This is a genomic window from Streptomyces sp. SKN60 (genome assembly GCF_026236535.1).
GTDB lineage: Bacteria > Actinomycetota > Actinomycetes > Streptomycetales > Streptomycetaceae > Streptomyces.
The window spans coordinates 41676-65688 of the sequence record NZ_JAHTMW010000030.1 but is presented as its reverse complement, the minus strand read 5'-3'; the positions used below and the strand labels follow the sequence as shown (position 1 = coordinate 65688).

19 protein-coding genes are annotated in these 24013 nt (G+C 72.6%); 12 read left to right on the top strand and 7 right to left on the bottom strand.

Annotated elements, in window-relative coordinates; translation table 11 throughout:
• Window positions 1–34 precede the first annotated feature (34 nt).
• Window positions 35–709 carry a pyridoxal 5'-phosphate synthase gene (locus tag KV205_RS33355; protein ID WP_265868654.1) on the top strand — a complete coding sequence of 225 codons (675 nt, stop codon included), beginning with the start codon at window positions 35–37 and terminating at the stop codon, window positions 707–709.
• 24 nt (window positions 710–733) lie between these two features.
• On the opposite strand, the gene KV205_RS33350 is transcribed toward KV205_RS33355, so the two are convergent.
• Window positions 734–2116 carry a serine hydrolase gene (locus tag KV205_RS33350; protein ID WP_265868653.1) on the bottom strand — a complete coding sequence of 461 codons (1383 nt, stop codon included), beginning with the start codon at window positions 2114–2116 and terminating at the stop codon, window positions 734–736.
• A 111-nt stretch (window positions 2117–2227) separates the two neighbouring features.
• Between KV205_RS33350 and KV205_RS33345 the strand changes: the two genes are divergently transcribed.
• A complete protein-coding gene (locus KV205_RS33345) occupies window positions 2228–2908 on the top strand; it encodes a TetR/AcrR family transcriptional regulator (RefSeq protein ID WP_265868652.1) in 681 nt (226 codons plus the stop codon).
• A gap of 79 nt (window positions 2909–2987) precedes the next feature.
• On the opposite strand, the gene KV205_RS33340 is transcribed toward KV205_RS33345, so the two are convergent.
• Window positions 2988–4922 (bottom strand): FHA domain-containing protein, encoded by a 1935-nt coding sequence (locus KV205_RS33340; protein ID WP_265868649.1) that lies wholly within the window; start codon window positions 4920–4922, stop codon window positions 2988–2990.
• 334 nt (window positions 4923–5256) lie between these two features.
• On the opposite strand from KV205_RS33340, the gene KV205_RS33335 reads away from it, so the two are divergent.
• Together KV205_RS33335 and KV205_RS33330 are read left to right on the top strand one after the other, a co-directional pair.
• The gene (locus KV205_RS33335; RefSeq protein ID WP_265868647.1) at window positions 5257–5580 is read left to right on the top strand and encodes a plasmid stabilization protein; all 324 of its coding nucleotides are present in this window, start codon (window positions 5257–5259) and stop codon (window positions 5578–5580) included.
• 70 nt (window positions 5581–5650) lie between these two features.
• Window positions 5651–6220 (top strand): type 1 glutamine amidotransferase domain-containing protein, encoded by a 570-nt coding sequence (locus KV205_RS33330; protein WP_265868676.1) that lies wholly within the window; start codon window positions 5651–5653, stop codon window positions 6218–6220.
• A gap of 14 nt (window positions 6221–6234) precedes the next feature.
• Here KV205_RS33330 and KV205_RS33325 read toward each other — a convergent pair whose 3' ends face one another.
• Window positions 6235–6699, bottom strand: a complete 465-nt coding sequence (locus KV205_RS33325; protein WP_265868645.1) for a universal stress protein — start codon at window positions 6697–6699, stop codon at window positions 6235–6237.
• A gap of 180 nt (window positions 6700–6879) precedes the next feature.
• Here KV205_RS33325 and KV205_RS33320 point away from each other — a divergent pair, with 180 nt between their 5' ends.
• The gene (locus tag KV205_RS33320; RefSeq protein WP_265868643.1) at window positions 6880–7839 is read left to right on the top strand and encodes an NmrA/HSCARG family protein; all 960 of its coding nucleotides are present in this window, start codon (window positions 6880–6882) and stop codon (window positions 7837–7839) included.
• Between the two features lie 21 nt (window positions 7840–7860).
• On the opposite strand, the gene KV205_RS33315 is transcribed toward KV205_RS33320, so the two are convergent.
• Window positions 7861–9159 carry an NAD(P)/FAD-dependent oxidoreductase gene (locus KV205_RS33315; protein WP_265868641.1) on the bottom strand — a complete coding sequence of 433 codons (1299 nt, stop codon included), beginning with the start codon at window positions 9157–9159 and terminating at the stop codon, window positions 7861–7863.
• A gap of 175 nt (window positions 9160–9334) precedes the next feature.
• Between KV205_RS33315 and KV205_RS33310 the strand changes: the two genes are divergently transcribed.
• Complete coding sequence (locus KV205_RS33310) at window positions 9335–9976, top strand: TetR/AcrR family transcriptional regulator (RefSeq protein WP_265868639.1); 642 nt, start codon at window positions 9335–9337, stop codon at window positions 9974–9976.
• 88 nt (window positions 9977–10064) lie between these two features.
• Entirely contained in the window at window positions 10065–11456 is a 1392-nt protein-coding gene (locus KV205_RS33305; protein WP_265868637.1) for a GH1 family beta-glucosidase, read from the top strand.
• A gap of 49 nt (window positions 11457–11505) precedes the next feature.
• On the opposite strand, the gene KV205_RS33300 is transcribed toward KV205_RS33305, so the two are convergent.
• Both KV205_RS33300 and KV205_RS33295 read right to left on the bottom strand, forming a co-directional pair.
• Complete coding sequence (locus tag KV205_RS33300; protein WP_265868636.1) at window positions 11506–11919, bottom strand: VOC family protein; 414 nt, start codon at window positions 11917–11919, stop codon at window positions 11506–11508.
• 130 nt (window positions 11920–12049) lie between these two features.
• The gene (locus tag KV205_RS33295) at window positions 12050–13495 is read right to left on the bottom strand and encodes an LCP family protein (protein WP_265868635.1); all 1446 of its coding nucleotides are present in this window, start codon (window positions 13493–13495) and stop codon (window positions 12050–12052) included.
• 153 nt (window positions 13496–13648) lie between these two features.
• Between KV205_RS33295 and KV205_RS33290 the strand changes: the two genes are divergently transcribed.
• The 5 genes from KV205_RS33290 (at window position 13649) to KV205_RS33270 (ending at window position 21706) form a co-directional block, all read left to right on the top strand.
• Entirely contained in the window at window positions 13649–14224 is a 576-nt protein-coding gene (locus KV205_RS33290) for a TerD family protein (protein WP_265868633.1), read from the top strand.
• 213 nt (window positions 14225–14437) lie between these two features.
• A complete protein-coding gene (locus KV205_RS33285; RefSeq protein WP_265868631.1) occupies window positions 14438–16255 on the top strand; it encodes a methylmalonyl-CoA mutase family protein in 1818 nt (605 codons plus the stop codon).
• Window positions 16255–18465 (top strand): methylmalonyl-CoA mutase, encoded by a 2211-nt coding sequence (scpA, locus tag KV205_RS33280; RefSeq protein WP_265868629.1) that lies wholly within the window; start codon window positions 16255–16257, stop codon window positions 18463–18465. Before KV205_RS33285 ends, scpA begins: the two co-directional genes overlap by 1 nt.
• A gap of 3 nt (window positions 18466–18468) precedes the next feature.
• On the top strand, window positions 18469–19452 hold the full coding sequence (meaB, locus tag KV205_RS33275) for a methylmalonyl Co-A mutase-associated GTPase MeaB (protein WP_265868627.1): 984 nt from the start codon (window positions 18469–18471) through the stop codon (window positions 19450–19452).
• A 103-nt stretch (window positions 19453–19555) separates the two neighbouring features.
• Window positions 19556–21706 carry a SpoIIE family protein phosphatase gene (locus KV205_RS33270; RefSeq protein ID WP_265868626.1) on the top strand — a complete coding sequence of 717 codons (2151 nt, stop codon included), beginning with the start codon at window positions 19556–19558 and terminating at the stop codon, window positions 21704–21706.
• Here KV205_RS33270 and KV205_RS33265 read toward each other — a convergent pair.
• Window positions 21699–23969 (bottom strand): RICIN domain-containing protein, encoded by a 2271-nt coding sequence (locus KV205_RS33265; protein WP_265868625.1) that lies wholly within the window; start codon window positions 23967–23969, stop codon window positions 21699–21701. The two genes, KV205_RS33270 and KV205_RS33265, sit on opposite strands and share 8 nt — an antisense overlap.
• Window positions 23970–24013: the final 44 nt, after the last annotated feature.

The following is a 24013-nucleotide window of genomic DNA, read 5'->3' as shown; positions in this document are numbered from 1 at the left end:
CGCGATGATCAGCCGGAAGGAAGCGAGAAGCGACATGACGGAGACGGGGCACGGCACCTCCGCGGTGCGGGACTGGCTGCGCGGCATCGAGGTGTTCGCCCGGCCCCTGCCCGACTTCGCGCCGGACGAGGCCCCGGCCGAGCCCTCGGAGCTGTTCCTCGCCTGGCTGACCGAGGCCGTGAGGGCCGGCGTCCCCGACCCGCACGCCATGACCCTGTCCACCGTGGACGAGGCCGGCGATCCCGACGCCCGGGTGCTCATCCTGAAGAACGTGGACGCCGCGGGCTTCCAGTTCGCGATGCACGGCGGCAGCCCCAAGGGCGTCCAGCTCGCCGGCACCCCGCGCGCCGCGCTCACCTTCTACTGGGCGGAGTTCGGCCGCCAGGTCCGTATCCGCGGCACGGTACGGCCCGAGCCCGCCGACCGCTCGGCCGCCGACTTCCTGGCCCGCTCGGCCACCGCCAGGGCCGAGGCCCTGCTCGGCCGCCAGAGCCGCTACCTCGCCGACCCGGAGGAACGCGACCGGGCCCTGCGGGACAGCCTGGCCAGGATCGAGGCGGAGCCGGAGCTCGTCGACCCCGCCTGGACGCTCTGCACCGTCGTCCCGGACACCGTGGAGTTCTGGCAGGCCGCCGCCACCCGCCTCCACACCCGGCTGCGGTACGAGCGGGAGGGCGCCGGCTGGCAGCGGCGGCAGCTCTGGTCCTGACGCCGCCGGCGTCGGTGCGCCCGGTCAGCGGGCGTCCGCGTCCGTCACCCGGCCGAAGAGGCGGCCGGCGAGGTCGACGCCCGTGACCGCGCCGTCGGCGTCGCGCGAGAAGTAGCCGCGCTGCCCCTTGAGGCCGCCTTCCATGACGACGTACTCCTCACCGTCACCGGGGAGGAAGCCGATCTCCGCGGCCGGGTAGTCCGGCGGCATCTCCTCGTCCGAGGCCGCGCGGATCTCCGGCTTGATCCCGACCGCCAGGGTGAGGCGGGTGCCGTCGGTGGCGAGGTCGAGGTTCATGGCGTCGATCTCGTAGCGGCCGGCGACCTGTCGGGCCCGCCCCTCGTCGTACGGGACCGGCTCCGGCGTCTTCTCCACGACGCCGAGGCAGTTCTCGAGTGCCCACCGCACGACGGACTGGTTGAACGCGTAGCCGTCCGGCCCTCCGTTGGCCAGCGAGACCACCGCGAAGCCGCGCTCGGGCACGATGAGCAGCTCGGAGAACTGGCCGTTGCCCGAGCCGCCGTGGCCGATCGCCCGGAGGCCGTCCAGGTCGCGCAGGAACCAGCAGATGCCGAAGCCGTCGCCGAGCGTGCTGGCGCGCAGCTCGACGGTACGGTCCCGCATGCGGTGCAGCTCCGCGGCGGGCAGCACGCCCTCGCCGTCGCCGAGTTGGAACCGGGCCCAGCGCAGCAGATCGCTCACCGAGGAGGCGAGGCCGCCGCCCGGGTTGTCGCCGCGCGCGCCCTCCCTGAAGGCTCCCCAGGGACGGGCGGGGTGCAGTGTGCCGTCGTCGGCGCGGTTGTGGCCGACGGCGAACTTGCGGACCATCACCTCCGGCAGGCCGTACACGGTGTCCGCCAGGCCCACCGGCTCCAGGACCAGTGAGGCCATGGCCTGCTCGAAAGGCAGGCCGGTGACCTTCTCGACGATCCGCCCGGCCAGGTTGTATCCGGCCTGACTGTACGAGGCGCGTGCGCCGGGCTCCGCGATCAGCGGCAGCCGGGGCAGCTTCGCCACGAGGCCGGCCAGGGAGCGATCGCCCTCGCCGTCGTCGATCAGGTTCCAGTCCAGGCCCGCGGTGTGGTTGAGCAGGTTCAGGACGGTGATGCGCGCCGCGGCCCGCTCGTCGGCGAGCCGCAGCTCGGGGACGTAACGCCGCACGGGCGCGTCGAGGTCCACCTTCCCCTCGGCGACCAGGCGCATCAGCGCGGTCGCCGTGAAGGTCTTGGACACCGACGCCAGGTGGAACAGGGTCTTCTCGTCGACCGGCGCCGGGTTGCCGAGACTGGTCACGCCGTGCGAGGCGCAGATCTCCCGGCCATCCAGGAGCACCCCGACCGAGACGCCCGGGACACCGGACTCCGCGGCCTGAGCCGCGACGAACGCCGCCAGCTTCTCCTGCAACATCGCTCCCCCTTCGAGGACTTGAACTAAGTACGAGTACGAGAATGACCCTAGGGCGCCGCTTGAACAAAGTGCAAGTCTCTTCGTGAACTAAGTTCAAGTAGGGTGGCGGCCATGGCGCGAGACACCCTGACCCCGGACCGGATCCTCCGTGCTGCCGTCGAGCTGCTCGACGACGAGGGGCTGGACGGCCTCAACATGCGCAGCCTGGCCAAGCGGCTCGGCTCGGCGCCCACGGCCGTCTACTGGCACATCAAGACCAAGGACGAGCTGGTACGGCTGGCCGCCGACGCGATCTGGTCCGAGGTCGAGCTGCCCGACCTCGACACCACCGACTGGCGCACGGCCGCCACCGCCCACGCCACCGGCCTGCACGCGATGTTCACCCGGCACCCGTGGCTCAGCCAGGCCTTCGGCAGCCATCTCCTCCACGGCCCCGGCCAGGCCCGTCACAACGACCTGAGCCTCGGCATCTACGAGAAGGCGGGCTTCGCGGCCTGTGACGCGGACCGGGCGGCGGCCGCGGTGTTCACCTTCGTGCTCGGCAGCGCGCTCGGCCCCGCCTCACAGGTCTCGCTGAACCGCCGGCTGAGCAAGGGCGGCGCGGACGCCGAGCAGTTGACGGCCGAGGCGATGGCGCGCGCCACCGAGACCGCCCTGCGGTTCCCGCGGCTGCGCGAGCGCCTGGGCACCACGGCGGCGACGGAGTACGCCGCGGCGCCCGACGACAGCTTCGCGTTCGGCCTGCGGTCGCTCCTCGACGGCTTCGAGGCCCGCCTCACCGCCGAACGCTGACCGCTGACCGCGCCGGACACGCCGAACGCGCCGTCCGGCGCGAGTGACCCCGCTCCGGACAGCGCGTTCGGCCGGCTCGTCACGACGTGGCGGAGGACTTTCGCGCGGTGCTCGTGGCCTGCGCGTCCTGGCGGTAGAAGATGTCGATGTCGACCTCTTCGCCGCCGACGATCAGGGTGTCCCACGCCCCGCTGTCCAGGAGGGTGCGCAGGGTGGCCGAGCCGAGCGTCTCCAGGTGGTTCCGGAGCGTCGCGTCGTCGGGCATGCCGGGGACGCGTGGCGCCAGCCGGGCCCGGATCTCCCCCATGCGCTGCAGGAACGCCTCGATGTCGGCGTTCCGGTCGAGGTCCTTCCGGTCCTTCCCGTCCTTCCCTTCCTTCCCCTCCGTCCCTTCCGTCTCCTCAATGCTCTGGGCGATCTTCTCCTTGATCGCGCGGCTGACGCCGTTCTCGTCGGTGGTGATCATCGTGTTCCAGGCGCGGCTCTTGTGCCGGTACTGGAGCATGGACATGGCCGCCTCGTGGCGGGCGAAGTCCGCGTCCCGGAACGGCCGGCCGGTCCATGCGCCGTTGAGGGACCGGGCGAGCGAGATGGCGGAGCCCAGACCGCTGTTGAGCCCGCGCCCGGGCCAGAAGTGGATGGCGTTGGCGGCGTCGCCGAGCAGGAACCCGTACGTCCCCGGGGTGGTGGCGGTGGCCGGGTGCAGCCGGGTGGTGAACCGGGGCCGCTGCACCATGTCGAGCCGGAAGGCGGTGACGGCGCTCAGGTCCCGCTCGGCGACACCGAACAGCGCGAGCCCCTCCAGCACCCGCTTCCACAGGGCCGAGCCCCTGACCATGGCGGGCAGGAAGAGCGTGCTGTGCGTCGAGCACTGGAAGTCGCCGTGGTCGTCCCGCCCCATGACGCACGGCCGCGAGGCGATGCACTCCTCGAAGACGTGCCGTACCGGGTCGATGCCGACGACTTCCGCGGCCTCGGCGTCGGTGAGACGCATGTTCAGGAATCCCTCGCCGCGGAGCGAGTTGAGGAGAAAGCGGTTCTGCGCCACGGTCAGCAGCACGGTCATGGGATCCGTCAGGGTGGACTTGACGCGCAGACCCAGGACGACATCCTGAATGTGCTGACCGCGCAGCGAATAGATGGACTTGTCGGCGTTGCCGAACTTGTCGGCGAAATGCTCGCGGGTCCGGGAACGGCCGCCCTCGCAGATGGCGAGCACATGTCCCTCGGCCGCCGTCTCCTCGTGTTCGACCGGGTCGAATGCGGCGGGAATCAGCTGGATGCGGTCCGGCTTTTCGTTGGCCATTTCGAGGAGGGTGTCCTCGATGTAGGCGATCCGCATGTTCCGGGGATTGCGGTCGCGGATGGAGTCGGGGCCGACCGGCCACATCTCGGAGAACGCGTCACCGCGGAACAGCCTTTCCTGCACCTCCTCGGGGAGGTTCAGATACTGCCGGCTCTGCACCGTGACGACCTGCTGCCGCCGGACATTGCCCTGCCCCTCGCTCTTCCAGACGACCTTCGCGCCGTCCCGGGTCCACCGCCCGTCGTACACGGTGATGGCCACGCGAGGCCCCATGAGGTGCTCCAGGAGCAGCGCGAAACTCAGCCCGACGGGACCGCCGCCCGAAATCGTGACGCGCAGCACCGGGCCCGCGGCCGGCGCCTTCTCGGGAGTGGCGAGCGGCCGCAGCACGGAGAGGTCGAGGATGGTCTCCAGCGCGTCGGCCGCCTCGAACCGGAACGTCTCGGTTCCGATCTCGATGAGATCTCCGGGCTGCAGCTCGTGCGAGGTCACACGTGTCCCGTTCACCCGCGTTCCATTACTGCTGCCACGGTCGTACAGCACGAAACCGTGACCCTCGCGACGCACTTCGGCGTGAAACCGTGAGACGTTGCCCCCGGATATCGCGATGCTGTTCTCGTTGTTACGACCCAGGGTTACCGCGGTGGTGCCGATCGGGAACTGCTGTCCAGCCAGAGAGCCTTGATGGCCAACGAGCCGAGGAGGCATGGGTCACCCATTTCCCTAAAGCACGGATCCGATGACGAATTGCGAGACCGGTCGCCCACGGCGGCACTCCTGCATCACACACCGCGAGTCGACCGGTACGCAGAGCAAGCTTAATGCGGTCACGAGGCCCCTGAGAAGTCATACGGACTGACTGATCAACACACGGTGTCCATTCCGTGAAGATGTAACAGGGGACGCCCGAGGGGAGCCGATGAGCTGGTGGGGAACACGGTTCAGGACGGCCTGAGCGCGCCGGATCGCATGAACCCGCGCGGCCCGGGCAGCGGCCGGGCGAGGGGGTTGTGAGGGTCGTACGTGGCGAGAGGAGCGGATCATGCCCCGCGGATCGAGTGCCAAGCGAGAGCGGCAGTACGAGCACATCAAGCAGAGCGCCCTGCAACGGGGCGAGAGCAGGAAGCGCGCGGAGGAGATCGCCGCGCGCACCGTGAACAAGGAACGGGCCAGGGCCGGCGAGTCGGAGACGGCGAGCAAGAGTTCCACGCAGGACATGTCGTCCTCCCGGCGCGGCGGGCAGCGCTCGCACAGCGGGTCGCAGGGACCGACCTACGACCAGCTGTACGCGGAGGCGCAGCGGCGCGGCATCCACGGCCGTTCGCACATGAACAAGGCCGAACTCAAGCGTTCCCTGGGTCACTGAACTTTGAGGCACTGAACCCGGGCACAGCCCCGGGGCACCGAAGGAGCACATCGCCGTGACCCTCGACGGAATGAACGTCCTCGTCCTCACCACCAACTACGGAGTCGAGCAGGACGAACTCACCCGGCCCGTGGCGGCCCTGCGCGAGGCGGGCGCGGCCGTCACGGTCGCCGCGCAGCGGGTCGCGCCGATCCTGACCCTGGTCTCGGACCGGCGGCCCGGCACCGTCGTCGCCGCGGACGCCGCCATGGGCGAGGTCATGGCGCAGGAGTACGACGCGGTGGTCGTCCCCGGCGGCACGCTCAACGCCGACCGGCTGCGCACCGACCGGGACGCCCAGCGCCTGGTCGGCGCCTTCGCCAAGGCCGGGAAGCCGGTGGCCGCGATCTGTCACGGCCCGTGGCTGCTCGTGGACAGTGAGGTCGTCCGGGGCCGCGAGGTGACCTCGTACCCCTCCCTGCGCACCGACATCGAGAACGGCGGCGGCAGCTGGCACGACCGGCAGGTCGTCATCGACACCAGCGGCGGCTTCCCGCTCATCACCTCCCGCCGGCCCGGCGACCTGGACGCGTTCTCCGCGGCCCTCGTCCGCACGCTCCAGAGCCGCCTCCCCGCCGCGCGGGAGCGAGCTCAGTCGTAACGCCCTCGGGGGCGTCAGGCCGCCTCCGCCTCCAGATGGCTCGTACCGGTGCGGACGATGACCACCGGGCAGGAGGCGTGCACGGCGCACTGCTGGCTGACGGAGCCGAGCAGCAGGCTGGAGAAGCCTCCGCGGCCCCGGCTGCCGACCACGAGCACCTCCGCGCCCTTGGACGCCTCGATCAGCACCTGGGCCGGGTTTCCGCGGACCACGTGCTCGTCGAGGGGCACGTCGGCCGCGCGGGAGAGTTCTTCGCGCAGCTCGTCGGAGAGGGCGCGGCCGGCCGCCTCCGCGTCGAAGGCGGCGTCCACGGCCGGTGCGGACCAGCCGACGGCGCCGGGCAGGTCGTAGGCGGCGACGGCCTCCACCGTCCCGCCGATCAGGCGGGCGTGCCGCACCGCCCAGCGCAGGGCCTCGTGCGAGGCCGGGGAACCGTCCACGCCGACGACGACGCGTCGCTGCTGGTCATGGGTGTTCATGGTCGCAGTCCCTTCAGTCACGTCACGGATTGGTTCCGTCACGGATTCCGGCGGGCCCTTCACATTGTCGCCTGCCCACCGGTCTCCCGCTCACCCTTGGGAATCCGGGCAGCCGATCCGGGCGGCCCCGCGCATAGATGCGAGCGGCCCGGGAACGCGCGCAAGGAGGCGGATGACGTCATGACCGAGAAGAAGATCATCACAGTATTCGGTGCCACCGGCCGGCAGGGCGGCGGCCTCGCGCGGGCGATCCTCGCGGAACACGGCGACGCCGCCGAGTTCGCGGTACGCGCGGTCACCCGGCACCCCGACTCGGAGCCCGCCCAGGAGCTGAAACGGCTGGGCGCCGAGATCGTACGGGCCGACATGGACGACGAGGCGAGTCTCCCGGCGGCCTTCGAGCATGCGTACGGCGCGTTCTGCATGACGAACTTCTGGGAGCACCTGTCCGCCGAACGCGAGGGCGTCCAGGCGGAGGCGATGGCCCGGGCCGCGGCGCACGCGGGGGTGCAGCACGCGATCTGGTCCACCCTGGACGACACCCGGGAGTGCGTCCCGCTCGACGACCCCCGGATGCCCACCCTCCAGGGCCGATACAAGGTGCCGCACTTCGACGGCAAGGCCGAGGCCGACCATCACTTCACCGACGCGGGCGTGCCGACCACCTTCCTCCGCACCACCTTCTTCTGGGAGAACCTGCTGGGCGCCTTCGCCCCTGAGCACAGTGCGGACGGCGCGCTGTGGCTGACGTATCCGATGGGCGACAGCCGGCTCTCGGGGATGGCGTCGGACGACGTCGGCAAGACCGCCCTGTCGGTCTTCCGGCTCGGCGGCTCCGCCGTCGCCGCGACGATCAGCATCGCCGGTGAGCACCTGAAGGTCGCCGACATGGCGGCCGCCCTCACCGAGGCGGTCGACCGGCCGGTGCGCTACCGCCCGCTGACCGCGGACGAGTGGCGGGCCCAGGGAGCCCCCGGGGCGGACGAGACGGGCAACATGTTCCAGTACTACGCGGAGTGCGAGCAGCGCTTCACCGACGCCCGGGACCTCGACGCCGTACGCCGCCTCAACCCCGCCCTGCAGGACTTCTCCACCTGGCTCGCCGCCCACCACGAAGCCCTGCGCAACGCCTGGACCTGAACCTCCCCCCCCCCCGGCCGGTCAGGGGCGGGCGGCTCCGCGGTGGCGGAGGTTGACGAGCGCCGCCTTCGCCAGGGCCAGGGGGCTGAGGAAGCGCAGCGGGCCGATCAGGCGGGCGGCGAAGAGGTACATGTGGCGGGCCATCGCCTCGTCGCGGGCCGCCGCCGCGAACATCAGGCGCTCGCCCGGGTTGAAGGGGCGGGCCTTGGCGAAGTCGGCGGCGATCTGCTGGTGACCGCGCAGGCCGCGGCGGTGGCGGCGGGCGTAGCGGGTGAGGGCCGTGTCGAGGTCGCCCTGGCCGGCGGCGGCCGGGGCGACGGCGTCGGCGAGCCACTGGGCGGTCTGCAGGGCCCAGCCGCAGCCGACGCCCCACAGCGGGTCGCCGGTCAGGGCCGCGTCGCCGATCAACGCGAGGCCCGGGGCGGTCGGCTGACGGGTGATCAGGGGGTAGTCGACCGCGCCGATGATCTTCGAGACGCGGGTGGCGGCATCGACGGGCGGCGCGTCGGGCAGGCCGCGGACGAAGTCGAGGAAGCTGCCCTCCAGGTCCTCGCGGAAGGCCGGCAGGCGCTTCTTGTCGGGGAGGACGGCGAGGACCGTGACGCCGTCGTCGTTCGGGAACGCGTACGCCATGTCCGGTTCCAGGAACCAGGTCTGGCCGATCCCGCCGTGCAGCGGGAGGTCGCGGAAGTGCGCGAGGTAGCCGAACCGGGTGTTCCGGTGCTTCCGGGTGGGCACCCCGGCGAACTTCGCCACGGCGGAGTCCTTGCCGTCGGCCCCGACCACCAGCCGGGCCCGCAGCTCCCGCTCGCCCTGCGGAGTCGACGCCCGCACCCCCGCGACGCGTCCGTCCTCCCGTACGATCCCGGTCACCTGGTGGCCGAGCAGCAGGTCCACGCCGGGCGTCTGCGCCGCGCGGGCCCGGATCAGCGGGTCGAGGGTGCTGCGCCGCACGTTGTACCCGTGCGGCAGCGCGGGCCCGCCCGCCGCGGCGCGCGGCTCGATCCACCCCCAACGCGTGTGCCAGCGTGCGTCGTTCCGCAGCGCACCGGCCTTCTCCAGCTCGGGGAGGAGGCCGATCTCGTCGAGGACGGGGTGCGCGTTCGCCGTGATGGAGTGGGTGCACAGCACCTTGTACGCCTCGGGGTCCGAGCGCCGCTCCAGCAGCGCGACCCGCGCGCCGCGCCGGGCGAGCAGGATCGCCGCCGTGCTGCCGGCGAGGCTCGCCCCGCTGATGACGACGTCGTAGTCGTCCGCGCGCGCGTCTTCGTGCTCGTGCTCGTGCTCGTGCTCGTGTCCCGTGCTCTCGGGCCTGGTCATGGCCTGTTCGCCCCCTTCGGGTTGCTGTCGCCGGCCGGAATGACGGCAGAGCAAGAGCTGTCAGGAGCATGACCGAATGTCAAGAGGGCGGGCCGCCGTCACGAGGCGGAGGCACGGCCCATGGGTTACGTTCCCCCTTCGCCGGACAGAGCGGACGGACCATCGGGAGGGTGACGTGGCGGAGGGTTCCCCGCGGCAGGCGCGACAGCCGCGACAGCCCCGGCAGGCGCGGAGCCGGGCGCGGGTCGAGGCGATCCTCGGGGCCGCCGACCGGATCCTGTCGCAGGAGGGGTACGAGGCCCTGACGATGCGTCGGATCGCCGAGGAGTCGGGGGCGCCGGTCGGCAGCATCTACCAGTTCTACGCGGACAAGGGCGCCGTCGTGGACGCGCTCGGCCGGCGCTGTCTGGACAGGTACCGGACCGCGATCGACGATCTCGTCGAGCGGGCGGTCGCGGGTGAACTGACCGATCTGGTCGGCACGATGGTCGATGTGTACGCCGAGCTGTTCCGGTCGCAGCCGGGCGGCATGGCGCTCTGGGCCGGGCGGCACCTCAGCCCCGAGCTGGCGCGGGCGGACGAGGCGAGCAACGCGCTCATCGCCGACGGGCTGCGGCGCATCGTGGAGCAGCTGACGGGCGTCGCGGACGACGAGGTGCTGCCACGGGCGACGCGGATGGTGGTGTGGGCGGCGAACGCGGTGCTGCACGAGGTCCACAAGGGCGGCGGCACGGCGGATCCCGGGACCGTGGACGAGCTCAAGCGGATGCTGAACGCGTACTGGGAGGACCTGCGGAGCCGGCTGCGCGCACCGTAGAACATGAACGTGCGTTCATGTTACGTTGCGGTCGCGCCGTGAAGAACCTCGCGCCGGCGAGCCACCGACGAAGGCACGACCAAGGCAGGTGCCCGTGACCACGAGCTCCAACACCCCCTTCCGGTTGCCGGACGACTTCGTCTGGGGCGCGTCGACCGCCGCCTACCAGATCGAGGGCGCGGCCGGCGAGGACGGCAAGGGCCCGTCGATCTGGGACACCTTCGTACGGCGCCCCGGCGCCGTCCGCGACGGGCACACCGGGGACGTCGCCTGCGACCACTACCACCGCCTCGACGAGGACGTCGCGCTGATGCGCCGGCTCGGCCTCGACGCGTACCGCTTCTCGCTCTCCTGGCCGCGGATCCTGCCGACCGGGGCGGGCAAGGTCGAACCGCGCGGCCTGGACTTCTACGACCGGCTCGTCGACGCGCTGCTCGGCGCGGGGATCGAGCCGACGCCGACGCTGTTCCACTGGGACCTGCCGCAGGCCCTGGAGGACGAGGGCGGCTGGCTGAACCGCGAGACGGCCTACCGCTTCGGGGAGTACGCGGCCGTGGTCGCCGAGCGGCTCGGCGACCGGGTCACACGGTGGATCACCCTGAACGAGCCCTTCGTACACATGTCGTTCGGCTACGGCTTCGGCGTCCACGCCCCCGGCCGCGCCCTGATGCTCGACGCCCTGCCCGTCGCCCATCACCAACTCCTGGGCCACGGCCTCGCGTCGGCGGCGCTGCGCGCCGACGTGCCGGACGCGCGGGTGCTCGTCGCCAACAACTGCACTCCCGTGCGGCTGCGCTCCGACGCACGGCGCGAGGCGGACACGGCGGCGGCCTCGGCGTACGACGTCCTGCACAACCGTCTCTTCAACGACCCGCTGCTGCTTGGCCGTTACCCCGATCTGACCGCCTACGGCATGACCGACCCGAGCTGGGGCGGCGTGGTGCGCGACGGCGATCTCGACACGATCGGCGCGCCGCTGGACGGGCTCGGCGTCAACTACTACAACCCGACCTGGGTGACGGCCCCGGCCGACCCCGCCGGCGGGCTGCCCTTCGACCTCGCCGAGCCCGAAGAGGCGTACGAGCGCAGCGCGTTCGGCTGGCCGGTCGTGCCCGACGGGCTCACGGAGCTGCTCACCGGCCTCGCGTCCCGCTACGGCGGCGCCCTTCCGCCGGTGTGGATCACCGAGAACGGCTGCTCGCAGCCGGCCGGGCTGCGCGACCGGGCGCGCATCGACTACCTCGCCGGGCACATCGGCGCCGTCGCGCGGGCCGTCGCCGAAGGCGTGGACGTGCGCGGCTACTTCACCTGGTCACTGCTCGACAACTTCGAGTGGGCCGAGGGCTACCACCAGCGCTTCGGCCTGGTCGAGGTCGACTTCGCCACCGGGCTGCGCACGCCGCGGGCGAGCTTCGACTGGTACCGCGAGCTGATCGCCTCGCAGCGGTCCCACCAGTCCCAGCGGTCCCAGCGGTCCTGATCGGAGGGGCGGCGCCCCGCGCGTGGCGCCGCCCCTTCAGCCAGTCCCGTCAGCCCTGCTCGCTGATGTTGACCATCCAGGTGATGCCGAACTTGTCGGTGCACATGCCGAACACGTCGCCCCACATCTGCTTCTCCAGCGGCACGGCGACGTTCCCGCCCGCCGACAGCTTCTCCCAGTACCCGCGCAGCTCGTCCGCGTCGTCGCCGCTGAGGCTCACCGCGTAGTTGTTCCCGGGCTTGTGCTCCATTCCGGGCGGCATGTCGGCCGCCATGAGCGTGAAGCCGGAGTCGGTCTCCAGCATGGCGTGCATGATCTTGTCCTCGTACCCGGGCGGCACCTGGGGCATGGAGTCGCCGTAGCCGTTCAGGCTGAGGTCGCCGCCGAGGACGCTCCGGTAGAACTCCATGGCCTGTCGCGCGTCACCGGAGAAGCTGATGTAGGGGTTGAGCCGGGATGCCAAGACGTGCTCCCTTCGAAGGGGTGCGGACGTTCGATACGGGGAGCTTAGGGCGGTTGCGTCCCGTTTCGTCCGACCCGAGGGGCACCGTCGCTCGTCTGGTCGTCCCGGCGGACTTCGTCAGCTGTACGCGTCAGCCGTACGAGAGGTTCGCGCAGGGGTCCTCGTCCGCCGGGCGGGTGTCGGCGGGCGGGACCGTGGCGGTCGGGGTGCTGGGGGCCGTGGTGGCCGAGGGGGTGTCGGCGTAGGAGCGGCCCAGGGTGACCGTGATGCCGGGACTGCCGGCCGGGGTGAGCTCGGCCGCGGTGAAGTGGGTGGCGACGGCCTCCGCCTGGGACTTCTGGCCGGGGCCGTAGGCGATCAGGGTACGGGGGTGGGTCTGGTCGGGGGCGGTGGAGGCGTCCGTGACGGTGAAGCCGGCCGCGCGGAGCATCTCGGCGGCGCGGGCGGCAAGGCCTCTGGTGCGGGTGCCGTTGTGGACGGCGACGGAGATGCCCGCGCCGGACGCCGGGGAGGCGGTGGCCGTCGGGGTGGCCCCCGCACCGGGGCGGGCGCCGAGGGGCCGGTCGGCACGGAGGGCGGCCCAGAGTGCGTCCGCCTCGGGCTCGACGATCGCGACGCGGGCGCCCTCGTACCGCCAGGGCAGCGTCACGAAGGTGGTGTCGTGCAGGTCGACGTCCTTCAGGGACATCGCGAAGTCGATCAGCTTGTCGGCGGAGCCGAGCCCGGAGTCGACGGTCAGGGACTCGGTGGCGGCGTTCGCCAGCGGCAGCAGCTTCGTCGGGGTCAGCCCGTCGCTCTTGACCTTCTTGAACAGGCTGCCGACGAAGGCCTGTTGGCGCTTGATGCGGCCTATGTCGGAGCCGTCGCCGATGCCGTGCCGCAGCCGTACGTAGTCGAGCGCCCGCTGCCCCGCGACGGTCTGCTCACCCTTGGGGAAGAGGAGTTCGCCGCGGGTGGCGCGCTTGGGGTTGAGGTCCTTCTGGTACACGTCGTTGGGCAGGCACACCCGGACGCCGTCGACTACCTCCGTCAGCGCGGCGAAGCCCTTGAAGTCGACGACCATGGTGTGGTCGACGCGCAGTCCGGTGAGCTTCTCCACGGTGTTCTGGGTGCAGGCCGGGTTGCCCTTGGCCGTCTCGCCGGTGCTGAACGCCGAGTTGAACATCACCCGGGTACGCGGCCGGGTCCACGTCCCGTCGGGCAGGCGGCACGGCGGGATGTCCACCAGGGTGTCGCGCGGGAAGGACACGGCGACGGCGTGCCGGCCGTCGCGGTAGACGTGCAGCAGGAACGCGGTGTCGGAGCGCCCGATGTCGTGCGCGTCGCCGCCGCCGAGTTCGTCGTTGCCGTCGGTGCGCGCGTCGGAGCCGATGACGAGGACGTTCTGCCCGTGGGCGGAGGCGGCGGGGCGGTTGTCGGAGAGTCCGTCGGCGCCGAAGGTGTCGATGTCGCCGCCGAGTTCCAGATAGATCCAGCCGACGCCGGACACGGCGAGCACGAGCAGCGCCAGCGCCGTGGTGAGCAGTCGCCCGCCGCGGCGCCGTCGCGGAGCATGGTGCAGTCGCCTGTCAGTCATCGGTACGCCCTCGTTCGTCCGGCCCTGCAGAGGGAGACGAGTGGCCGGGCCACGGGGTTGCACGCTCCCGGCACCCTCCTGGAGGCAACCATCACGGCCGTCCTCGCGTCTTGCTGGGCGAACAGGTGTGAGCACGACCGTGGAGGATGAACAGTGGGCGTTTCCCTGGCCAAGGGCGGCAACGTTTCCCTCAGCAAGGAGGCCCCCGGCCTGACCGCCGTTCTGGTCGGCCTGGGCTGGGACGTGCGGACGACCACCGGCGCCGCCTACGACCTGGACGCGTCCGCCCTGCTCTGCGACGCCTCCGGCAAGGTCGTGTCGGACGCGCACTTCGTCTTCTACAACAACCTCACCAGCCCGGACGGCTCCGTCGAGCACACCGGCGACAACCTCACCGGCGAGGGCGACGGCGACGACGAGTCCATCAAGGTCGATCTCGTCGCCGTGCCGGCGCAGATCGACAAGATCGTCTTCCCGGTGTCGATCCACGACGCCGAGAACCGCGGCCAGAGCTTCGGCCAGGTCCGCAACGCCTTCATCCGGGTCGTGAACCAGGCCGACGGCCGCGAGATAGCCCGCTACGACCTCTCCGAGGACGCGTCCACCGAGACCGCGATGGTCTTCGGCGAGCTCTACCGCCACGGCGGCGAGTGGAAGTTCCGCGCCGTCGGCCAGGGCTACGCCTCCGGGCTGCGCGGCATCGCCCTGGACTTCGGCGTCAACGTCTGACGTCCGGACGCCCGGGCGACCACAGGACCGAGCCGGTCGTCCGGGCGCCCGCAGGACCGAGCCGCGGGTCCGCCACAACCCGTACCGACCCCTTGACACCCCCCTGTTTCCCGCCCAGCACGACCGTCACCCGGGATCAAGGGAAATCCGGCGAGGTCAAGGTCACAGCTGATCACGCTGCTGCTCGTATGCGTGACAACCTAGGCTCCGACCATGACTGTGCTGCCTGACGACGGCCTCTCTCTGGCCGCCGAGTTCCCCGCAGCGACCCATGCGCAGTGGCAGCGCCTCGTGGCGGGCGTACTGAGCAGGTCGGGCAAGGACGTTCCCGAGACCGAGGCCGAGGACGCGCTCTCCACCCAGCTGGAGGACGGCGTACAGGCCCGGCCGCTGTACACCGACGCCGATGGCGTGCCCGATCCCGGGCTGCCCGGCTTCGCCCCCTTCGTGCGCTCCGGGCGCGCCGAGGGCAACACGGCGGGCGGCTGGGACGTGCGCCAGCGCCACCGCACGGCGGACGCCGAGGCGGTCCTCACCGACCTGGAGAACGGCGTCACCTCGCTGTGGCTGACCGTCGGTGCCGACGGCATCCCGGTGGACGCCCTCGGCCGGGTCCTGGAGGGGGTCTACCTCGACCTCGCGCCCGTCGTCCTGGACGCCGGCGCCGACACCACCGCCGCCGCGGAGGAGCTCTTCGCGCTGTACGGGCGGCGGGGCGTCGCCGCCGACGCCGCCCGCGGCAACCTGGGCGCCGACCCGCTCGGCACCGAGGCCCGCACCGGCACCCCGTACGACCCCGAGGGTCTCCCGGGCGCCGTCGCGCTGGCCCGCCGCTGCGCCGAGACGTACCCGGGGCTGCGGGCGCTGACCGTGGACGCCCTGCCGTACCACGAGGCCGGCGGCTCCGCCGCACAGGAGCTCGGCGCCTCGCTCGCCACCGGCGTCGCCTACCTCCGCGCGCTCACCGACGGCGGCCTCACCGTCGAGCAGGCCCTCGGCCAGCTGGAGTTCCGCTACGCGGCCACCGCCGACCAGTTCCTCACCATCGCCAAGCTGCGCGCCGCCCGTCGCCTGTGGGCGCGGGTCGCCGAGGCGTCCGGCGCGGCGGCGGCCGGGGCACAGCTCCAGCACGCGGTCACCTCGCCGGTGATGATGACGGCCCGCGACCCGTGGGTGAACATGCTGCGCACCACGGTCGCCACCCTCGCCGCCGGTGTCGGCGGCGCCGAGTCGGTCACCGTGCACCCCTTCGACCACGCGCTCGGTCTGCCGGACGCCTTCGCGCGCCGGATCGCCCGCAACACCTCCACGATCCTGATCGAGGAGTCGCACCTGTCCCGGGTCATCGACCCGGCCGGCGGCTCCTGGTACGTGGAGACGCTGACCGACGAACTCGCCCACGCCGCCTGGGAGTTCTTCCAGGAGATCGAGCGGCAGGGCGGCCAGGCCGCCGCGCTGCGCTCCGGCTGGATCGAGCAGCGGCTGAGCGCCACCTGGGCCGAGCGGTCCAAGGCGCTCGCCAAGCGCCGCGAACCGGTCACCGGGGTCAGCGAGTTCCCGCACCTGGCGGAGAAGCCGGTGGTGCGCGAGCCGGCGCCCGCCGAGCCCACCGGGGGTCTGCCGCGGGTCCGCCGCGACGAGGCCTTCGAGGCGCTGCGCGCCCGTTCCGACGCGCATCTCGCCGCCACCGGCGCCCGGCCGCGGGTCTATCTGGCCGCGCTCGGCCCGGCCGCCGCGCACACCGCGCGCCTCACCTTCGCCGCGAACCTGTTCCAGGCAGGTGGCATCGAGCCGGTCACCGAGGGCTCGTTCGAGGACAGCGGCGCCGCCGAGGTGTGCCTGTGCTCCAGCGACGCGGTGTACGAGGAGCGGGCCGCCGAGGAGGCCGCCGCGTTCCGCGCCGCCGGTGCCGGGCACGTGGTGCTCGCCGGGCGCCCGGCCGCGTACCCGGACGCCGACTCGTACGTCTTCGCGGGGTGCGACGCCGTCGCCGTGCTCTCCGCCACCCTCGACCGCATGGGAGTGTCCTGATGGGAATCCCCGACTTCACCGGGATCGACCTCGGATCCCCCACCCCGGCCGGCAGCGCCGACGACTGGCGTGCCGCGGTCAAGCGCGCCTCGGGCGGCGACGACCTGCTGTGGGAGACGCCGGAGGGCATCGGCGTCAAGCCGCTGTACACCGGCCGTGACCTGGAGGACGTCGACTTCCTCGGCACCTACCCGGGCGTGACGCCGTATCTGCGCGGCCCGTACCCGACGATGTACGTCAACCAGCCGTGGACGATCCGGCAGTACGCGGGCTTCTCGACCGCCGAGGAGTCCAACGCCTTCTACCGGCGCAACCTGGCGGCCGGCCAGAAGGGCCTGTCGGTCGCCTTCGACCTGCCGACCCACCGCGGCTACGACAGCGACCACCCGCGCGTGACCGGCGACGTCGGCATGGCGGGCGTGGCGATCGACTCGATCTACGACATGCGGCAGCTCTTCGACGGCATCCCGCTGGACAAGATGTCGGTGTCGATGACGATGAACGGCGCGGTGCTGCCCGTGCTCGCGCTGTACATCGTCGCCGCCGAGGAGCAGGGTGTGCCGGCCGAGAAGCTGGCGGGGACCATCCAGAACGACATCCTCAAGGAGTTCATGGTCCGCAACACCTACATCTACCCGCCGAAGCCGTCGATGCGGATCATCTCCGACATCTTCGCCTTCACCTCGAAGAACATGCCCCGCTACAACTCCATCTCCATCTCGGGGTACCACATCCAGGAGGCCGGTGCGACGGCCGACCTGGAGCTGGCGTACACCCTCGCGGACGGCGTGGAGTACCTGCGGGCGGGCCGCGAGGCGGGCCTGGACGTGGACGCGTTCGCGCCGCGCCTGTCGTTCTTCTGGGCGATCGGCATGAACTTCTTCATGGAGGTCGCCAAGCTGCGCGCGGCCCGGCTGCTGTGGGCCAAGCTGGTCAAGCAGTTCGACCCGCAGAACGCCAAGTCCCTCTCCCTGCGGACCCATTCGCAGACCTCGGGCTGGTCGCTCACCGCGCAGGACGTCTTCAACAACGTCACGCGCACCTGCGTGGAGGCGATGGCGGCGACCCAGGGCCACACCCAGTCGCTGCACACCAACGCGCTCGACGAGGCGCTCGCCCTGCCGACCGACTTCTCGGCGCGCATCGCCCGCAACACCCAGCTGCTCATCCAGCAGGAGTCGGGCACCACCCGGGTCATCGACCCGTGGGGCGGCAGCGCGTACGTGGAGCGCCTCACCTACGACCTGGCGCGCAAGGCCTGGCAGCACATCCAGGAGGTCGAGGCGGCCGGCGGCATGGCACAGGCCATCGACGCGGGCATCCCGAAGCTGCGCGTCGAGGAGGCCGCGGCCCGTACCCAGGCGCGGATCGACTCCGGCCGGCAGCCGGTCATCGGCGTCAACAAGTACCGGGTGGACGGCGACGAGCAGATCGACGTCCTCAAGGTCGACAACTCCTCGGTCCGCGCCCAGCAGATCGAGAAGCTGCGCCGGCTGCGCGCCGAGCGCGACGAGCGGGCCTGCCAGGACGCGCTCGACGACCTCACCCGGGCCGCCGGCGGCGAGGGCAACCTGCTCGAACTGGCGGTGCGCGCGGCCCGCGCCAAGGCGACTGTCGGCGAGATCTCGGACGCCCTGGAGAAGGTGTACGGGCGGCACGCGGGCCAGATCCGTACGATCTCCGGCGTGTACCGCAACGAAGCAGGCGAGTCCCCGTCCGTGGACGGCACCCGCGCGCTCGTCGACTCCTTCGAGGAGAACGAGGGCCGGCGTCCCCGCATCCTGGTGGCCAAGATGGGCCAGGACGGGCACGACCGCGGCCAGAAGGTGATCGCGACCGCCTTCGCCGACCTGGGCTTCGACGTCGACGTCGGCCCGCTGTTCCAGACGCCGGCCGAGGTGGCCCGGCAGGCCGTCGAGGCGGACGTCCACATCGTGGGCGTCTCGTCCCTGGCGGCAGGCCACCTCACGCTCGTCCCCGCGCTGCGGGACGAGCTGGCCGCGGAGGGCCGCGAGGACATCATGATCGTGGTCGGCGGGGTCATCCCGCCCCAGGACGTGCCCACGCTCCTGGAGATGGGTGCCGCCGCGGTCTTCCCGCCCGGCACGGTGATCCCGGACGCCGCCGCGGACCTGGTGCGCCGGCTCGCGGCCGGCCTGGGGCACGAGGCGGGCCCGGGACAGGACGCCGTCGCGGGACACGACGCCTGATCCATGGCCATCGACATCGACACGTACGAGAAGGGTGTACGGGACGGGAAGCGCGCCCTCGTGGCGCGCGCCATCACCCTCGTCGAGTCCACCCGGCCGCAACACCGGGCGCTCGCCCAGGAGTTGCTGACCCGGCTGCTGCCGCACAGCGGCCGGGCCCGGCGGATCGGGATCAGCGGGGTGCCGGGGGTCGGCAAGTCGACCTTCATCGACGCCTTCGGCACCATGCTGACCGGCCTCGGGCACCGGGTGGCGGTGCTCGCAGTCGACCCGTCCTCGACCCGTACCGGCGGCTCCATCCTGGGCGACAAGACCCGGATGGAGCGGCTCGCGGTCGACCCGGCGGCGTTCGTGCGGCCCTCGCCGAGCGCGGGCACGCTGGGCGGTGTCGCCAAGGCGACCCGTGAGTCGATGGTGGTGATGGAGGCCGCCGGCTACGACGTCGTGCTGGTCGAGACGGTCGGCGTCGGGCAGTCGGAGACGACCGTGGCGAACATGGTCGACTCCTTCCTGCTGCTCACCCTGGCCCGCACCGGCGACCAGCTGCAGGGCATCAAGAAGGGCGTCCTGGAGCTGGCGGACGTGGTCGCGGTCAACAAGGCCGACGGCCCGCACGAGCGCGACGCCCGCGCCGCCGCACGCGAACTCGCGGGCGCGCTGCGTCTCATGCACGGCAAGGAGGCCTTCTGGACGCCGCCGGTGCTGAGTTGCAGCGCCCGCGAGTCGACCGGCCTCGACGAGGTGTGGGAGCGCCTGGAGAAGCACCGCGCACTCCTGGACGCGACCGGCCGCCTCGACGCCCGGCGCCGCGACCAGCAGGTCGACTGGGCCTGGTCGATGGTCCGCGACGAGCTCCTGAACCGCCTGCACGCCGACCCGGCGGTCCGCGCCCTCACCCCCGAGGTGGAGCGGCGGGTCCGGGACGGCGAGCTGACGGCGACGCTGGCGGCCGAGCGGATCCTGGGGGCGCTGGGGTCCGGAGGCTGACGCTCTCGGCCGAACGGGTGAGCCTCGTGCCCCGGCACCACCCATGGTGCCGGGGGCGACCCGGCGCCGACTTGCCGCGCGCCCGGCGGCTGCCATCGTGGTCTTGCGGGGCACACGGCGGCCCGGCGAGCCGGAGGTGGTGGCGACGGTGGGCGATGCGGAGCGCGGGGCCGAGGAACGGGCGGCCGAGGCGGCGCTTCTGGACGCCCTCTTCACCCAGGCGCCGGTGGGCCTGTTCCTGGTGGACCCGGAGCTGCGGGTGACGCGCTTCAACCACGCGGCGCACGGCATGCGGCAGGTGCCGGAGGAACGGGTGCTCGGTCACCGGATCGGCGGCTTCGCCCCCGGACTCGCCACGGACGAGCTGATCTCGACCGCCCGGCGCGTCCTGGAGACCGGCGAGTCGGCGCTCGGCATCCTGCTGCGCGGGCGGCGCCCCGGCGGGCCCGACCCCGGCGACGGCGAGGAGATCGCCGTGTCCGCGTCCCTGTTCCGGCTCACGGACTCCTCGGGCAAGGTGCTCGGACTCGCCGCGCTCGCCGAGAACGTCACCGACCGCGAGCAGGCCCTGGCCCGCCTGGAGGTCCTGCACCGGGCGCACCGCCGGATCGGCACGAGCCTCGACGAGACCGCCACGGCCGAGCAGCTTGCGGCGGTGGCGGTGCCGGACCTCGCCGACGTCGTGATCGTCGACGTGCTGGGCGAGGTGTCCCAGGGGCGCCGGCTGCGGCCCGGCCGGGTCGGTCCGGGCAGCCCGCTGCGCCGTGCCGCGTTCCGCGCCGCCGACGGCTCGGCCGGGGACGTCGCACCGGGCGCGCTCGTCGAGCTCCCCTTCCCCACCCCGTGCTCCCAGGCTCTCGCCGATCTGCGGCCGCGTCTCGTCCCCCGGCTCGCCGCCGGCACCCCGGGGGCGAAGACGTTCGGCGCCGGCGCGCACTCGCTGATCGCCGCGCCGCTCGTGGTGCACGACACAGCCCTCGGGATCGCGGTCTTCCTGCGCACCACCCGCCCCGAGCCCTTCGACGGGGACGACCTGCAGCTCGCCGAACAGCTCGCCACGCTCACGGCGCTCGGCATCGACAAGGCCCACGCCTACACCCGCGAGCGCACCGTCGCCACCGCCCTGCAGCGCCGGCTGCTGCCGTCCGCGCCTCCGGAGCTGACGGGCGTGGAGGCGGCGCACGTGCATCTGCCGGGCGACGACGGGGCGGACTGGTTCGACGTCATCCCGCTCTCCGGGGCGCGGGTCGGGCTGACCGTCGGCACGGTCGCCGGGCGGGGCATCGAAGCGGCGGCGACCATGGGCCAGCTGCGGACCGCCGCGCGGGCGCTCGCGGCCCGCGACCCCGCCCCGGACGAGCTCCTGTCCGGTCTCGACGAGGTGACCGTACGGCTGGCGCGGGAGGTCGGACCGGAGGGCGGGGCCACGTCGACGCAGGCCGAGCCCCCGTCGGCGACCTGTCTCTACCTCGTGTACGACCCGGTGTCCGGGCGCTGCCGGGGCGCGAGCGCGGGGCATCCGGTGCCGCTGGTGCTCGGCCCGGACGGGCGGAGTCAGGTGTCGGAGATCCGGCCGGGGCCGCCGCTCGGCGGGGGCGGCGGTTTCTCCGTCGCGACCGCGGAGCTCGCCGAGGGCAGTCTGCTGGCCCTCTACTCCGCGGGTCTGGTCCTGGGCCGGGGCCGTTCGGCGGCCGAGGGCCGCGCGACGCTGCGGACGGTGCTCGGCCGGGCGGGCCGGACGCCGGCGGAGCTCTGCGACGACGTCGTGTACGCGCTCGGCGAGCGCCACGACCCGCGCAGCGTGGACGACGCGAGCCTGCTGCTGGTCCGCACCCGCCGGCTGGGCGCGGACCGGATCGCCGAGTGGCCGCTGCGGCACGACCCGACGGTGGTCGCCGAGGCCCGCGCCCTCGCCGTACGGAAGCTGGCGGACTGGGGGCTCGACGAGCTCGCCGACGCCACCGAACTGATCGTCAGCGAGCTCGTCACCAATGCGATCCGCTACGGGCTGCCGCCCCTGTCGCTGCGGATGCTGCGCGACCGCGAGCTGATCTGCGAGGTCACCGACGGCAGCAGCACCACCCCGCACATGCGGCTCGCCGAGCCCACCGACGAGGGCGGGCGCGGGCTGTTCCTGGTGATGCATCTCGCGGGCCGCTGGGGCACCCGGTTCGCCGCCCGGGGGAAGACGATCTGGGCGACCCAGGAGCTGCCCCGGGACGAGGACTCGGGCCAGGGCCAGGACCTCATGTGATCGTCCACTGCTGGAGGCCGGATCCGGTGTCGGGCTGCTGGGTGACGCGGGCGCCGTCGCCGGTCGAGGCGGTGGTCAGGAGCAGTCCGCTGCCGACGGAGGCGACGGTGTAGCCGCCGCCGGACGGCAGGCGCAGGATGGTCCAGCGCTGGTTGGCGCCGCCGTGGCAGGTCCACTGGATGACCCGGGCGCCGGCGGCCGTGGACCCGCCCTCGATGTCGGCGCACTTCCCGGACGAGCCGTTGCGCAGCTCGTAACTCCCGTCGGTCTGCCGGGTGAGGGTCCACTTCTGGTTGGCGCCGCCGTTCGGGCTCCAGGTGATCAGCTGGGTGCCGTTGGCGCTGCTGCTGTCGGGGTCGTCGAGCGTCTTTCCGCCCGAGACGGTGGTGAGGGTGCGGACGCCGTCGAGGGCGGGCGGCGCGGTGCCGGTCGCGGTGAGGCTCAGGGTCTGCTCGGCGGCGCCGCGGCCGGCGCCGACCGGGCTGCCGGTGGTGTCGGTCCAGCTGCGGGCCGGGGTGGTCTCGGCGGCCGGCCGCGCGGGGTCGCCGGAGAGGCCGAGGACGAGCCCGCTGTAGCGGTTGACCAGGCGGTACGTGCCGGTGGGGGTGTTGTCGGCGGCCGAGGCGCCGCGGATCACGAACCACTCCTGGCCGGTGGCCGCGGTCCCGCCGGCCGGGGCGGTCACGGTGGGCCGGGTGCCCCAGGCGCGGGTGGCCGGGCCGGTGGCGGCGACGCCGAGGAACTGCCCGGTGGCGGCGTTGGCGATGCGGTAGGAGCCGTCGCCCTTGGCGGTGAAGGTCCAGGACTCGAGGGCCGAGCCGGTGGGGGCGGCCACGGACGTCGTGCCCGTACCGCCCTGGACCTGGGCGAGGACGCGTCCGCCGGCGCTGCCGATCCGGTAGGTCCTGGTGGTGTCGACGGGCGCGGCGGGCCGGCTGCTGTCGATGCGCAGGTTGACGTACTCGCTGCTCGCGCCGCCGGAGCAGCCGAAGGAGCAGTAGGCGCGGAAGTCCCGGCCGACGATGCCGGAGTTCGTGCGGTTGCCGGAGTCGAGGAACCAGCGGTACCAGGACGCGGTGGTGTAGCCGCCGGTGTCGCCGAGCCGGAACCACTTCTGGGTGGTGAGGTCGTCGGTGGCGTAGAGCTCCTGCGGGGCCTTGCCGCTCTGGTCGACGGCCTGCGGCTCGCCGATGTAGAGCCCGAGGTGGGCGTTGTAGGTGATGTCCATGACGAAGAGCGGCGAGGTGGGCGGGGTCTGCCCGGCGGCGACCTGCTGGCTGACGGTGCCGGGGGTGGCCGGGTCGTACTCCTGGTCGGTGGGCACGTAGCCGGTGCTGCTGGTGCCGACGGGGACCATGGTGCTCTCGCGGCCGCCGACGCCGGGCTGGGACCAGGCGCCGTCGTACCACTTCTGCCAGGAGCCGGGGGCCATCTTCGAGGCGATGGGGGCGCGGGCGACGTGCCCGTAGAAGGCGGCCCAGCCGCCGCCCTTGTTCACGATGCGCGAGCCGTAGAAGACGTAGAAGTAGCCGGAGGCGGTGTCGGTGAAGAGGCGGGGGTCGCCGGTGCCGTAGTGGTACGTCTGCTGGGGGAAGGCGGCGGTGTCGCCGCGCCTGGTGCTGTACGGGGACGTGATGACGTGGTCCTTGACGGTCCAGGTGCGTCCCTGGTCGCGGGAGACGGCGTAGTCGATGCCGTCGTAGTGGATGCCGTCGGCGAAGGGCTGCGGGGTGAACTCGTTGTGCACGAGCCCGTACCAGTCGCCGGTGTCGGGGTCGACCCACAGACCGGTGAGGTCGCAGTAGTTGCGGTGGGCGTAGCCGCTGCCGGCGGGGGCGTTGGTGGATTCGACGCCGGTGGGGCTGTTGTTGCAGCGCCAGGTGGTGTCGTTGTTGCGGTCGTTGCTGTTGTTCGGGTTGACGGCGTCGCTCAGCGCGCCGGAGCGGGTGGCGGTGTCGAGGTCGGCGCCGGTGAAGAAGTTCCACTGGCGGGAGTCGTTCGCGCCGTAGAGGGCGTGTGCCTGCTGGAAGTAGAAGGTGCCGTCCTTGTCGGTGTAGGGACTGGCGGGGGTGTCGTCGGGGTGGGTCCAGGAGCCCTTGGCACCGACGGTGACGGTGTAGGTGTCCTGGCTCGTGGCGGGGGCCGGGGCGGGGGTCGAGACCGGGGCCGCGGAGCCGGTGGGGGCGGTGACGGCGAGGGAAGCGGCGGCGAGCGCGGTGGTGGCGAGCAGGCTCAGGAGCCTGCCGCAGCGTGGAGGATGCACGTGAACTCCCTGGGCGGGGGCCGGAGTTGCCGAACGGCCACGGA

Bases quoted from the DNA above. Each gene is read 5' to 3' on its own strand.
- KV205_RS33335 (WP_265868647.1), top strand. From the start codon at position 5,257: ATGCCCCGCGGATCGAGTGCCAAGCGAGAGCGGCAGTACGAGCACATC.
- KV205_RS33320 (WP_265868643.1), top strand. From the start codon at position 6,880: ATGACCGAGAAGAAGATCATCACAGTATTCGGTGCCACCGGCCGGCAG.
- scpA (WP_265868629.1), top strand. From the start codon at position 16,255: ATGGGAATCCCCGACTTCACCGGGATCGACCTCGGATCCCCCACCCCG.
- KV205_RS33345 (WP_265868652.1), top strand. From the start codon at position 2,228: ATGGCGCGAGACACCCTGACCCCGGACCGGATCCTCCGTGCTGCCGTC.
- KV205_RS33350 (WP_265868653.1), bottom strand. From the start codon at position 2,116: ATGTTGCAGGAGAAGCTGGCGGCGTTCGTCGCGGCTCAGGCCGCGGAG.
- KV205_RS33330 (WP_265868676.1), top strand. From the start codon at position 5,651: ATGAACGTCCTCGTCCTCACCACCAACTACGGAGTCGAGCAGGACGAA.
- KV205_RS33315 (WP_265868641.1), bottom strand. From the start codon at position 9,159: ATGACCAGGCCCGAGAGCACGGGACACGAGCACGAGCACGAGCACGAG.
- KV205_RS33340 (WP_265868649.1), bottom strand. From the start codon at position 4,922: ATGCCTCCTCGGCTCGTTGGCCATCAAGGCTCTCTGGCTGGACAGCAG.
- KV205_RS33295 (WP_265868635.1), bottom strand. From the start codon at position 13,495: ATGACTGACAGGCGACTGCACCATGCTCCGCGACGGCGCCGCGGCGGG.
- KV205_RS33285 (WP_265868631.1), top strand. From the start codon at position 14,438: ATGACTGTGCTGCCTGACGACGGCCTCTCTCTGGCCGCCGAGTTCCCC.
- KV205_RS33355 (WP_265868654.1), top strand. From the start codon at position 35: ATGACGGAGACGGGGCACGGCACCTCCGCGGTGCGGGACTGGCTGCGC.
- meaB (WP_265868627.1), top strand. From the start codon at position 18,469: ATGGCCATCGACATCGACACGTACGAGAAGGGTGTACGGGACGGGAAG.
- KV205_RS33325 (WP_265868645.1), bottom strand. From the start codon at position 6,699: ATGAACACCCATGACCAGCAGCGACGCGTCGTCGTCGGCGTGGACGGT.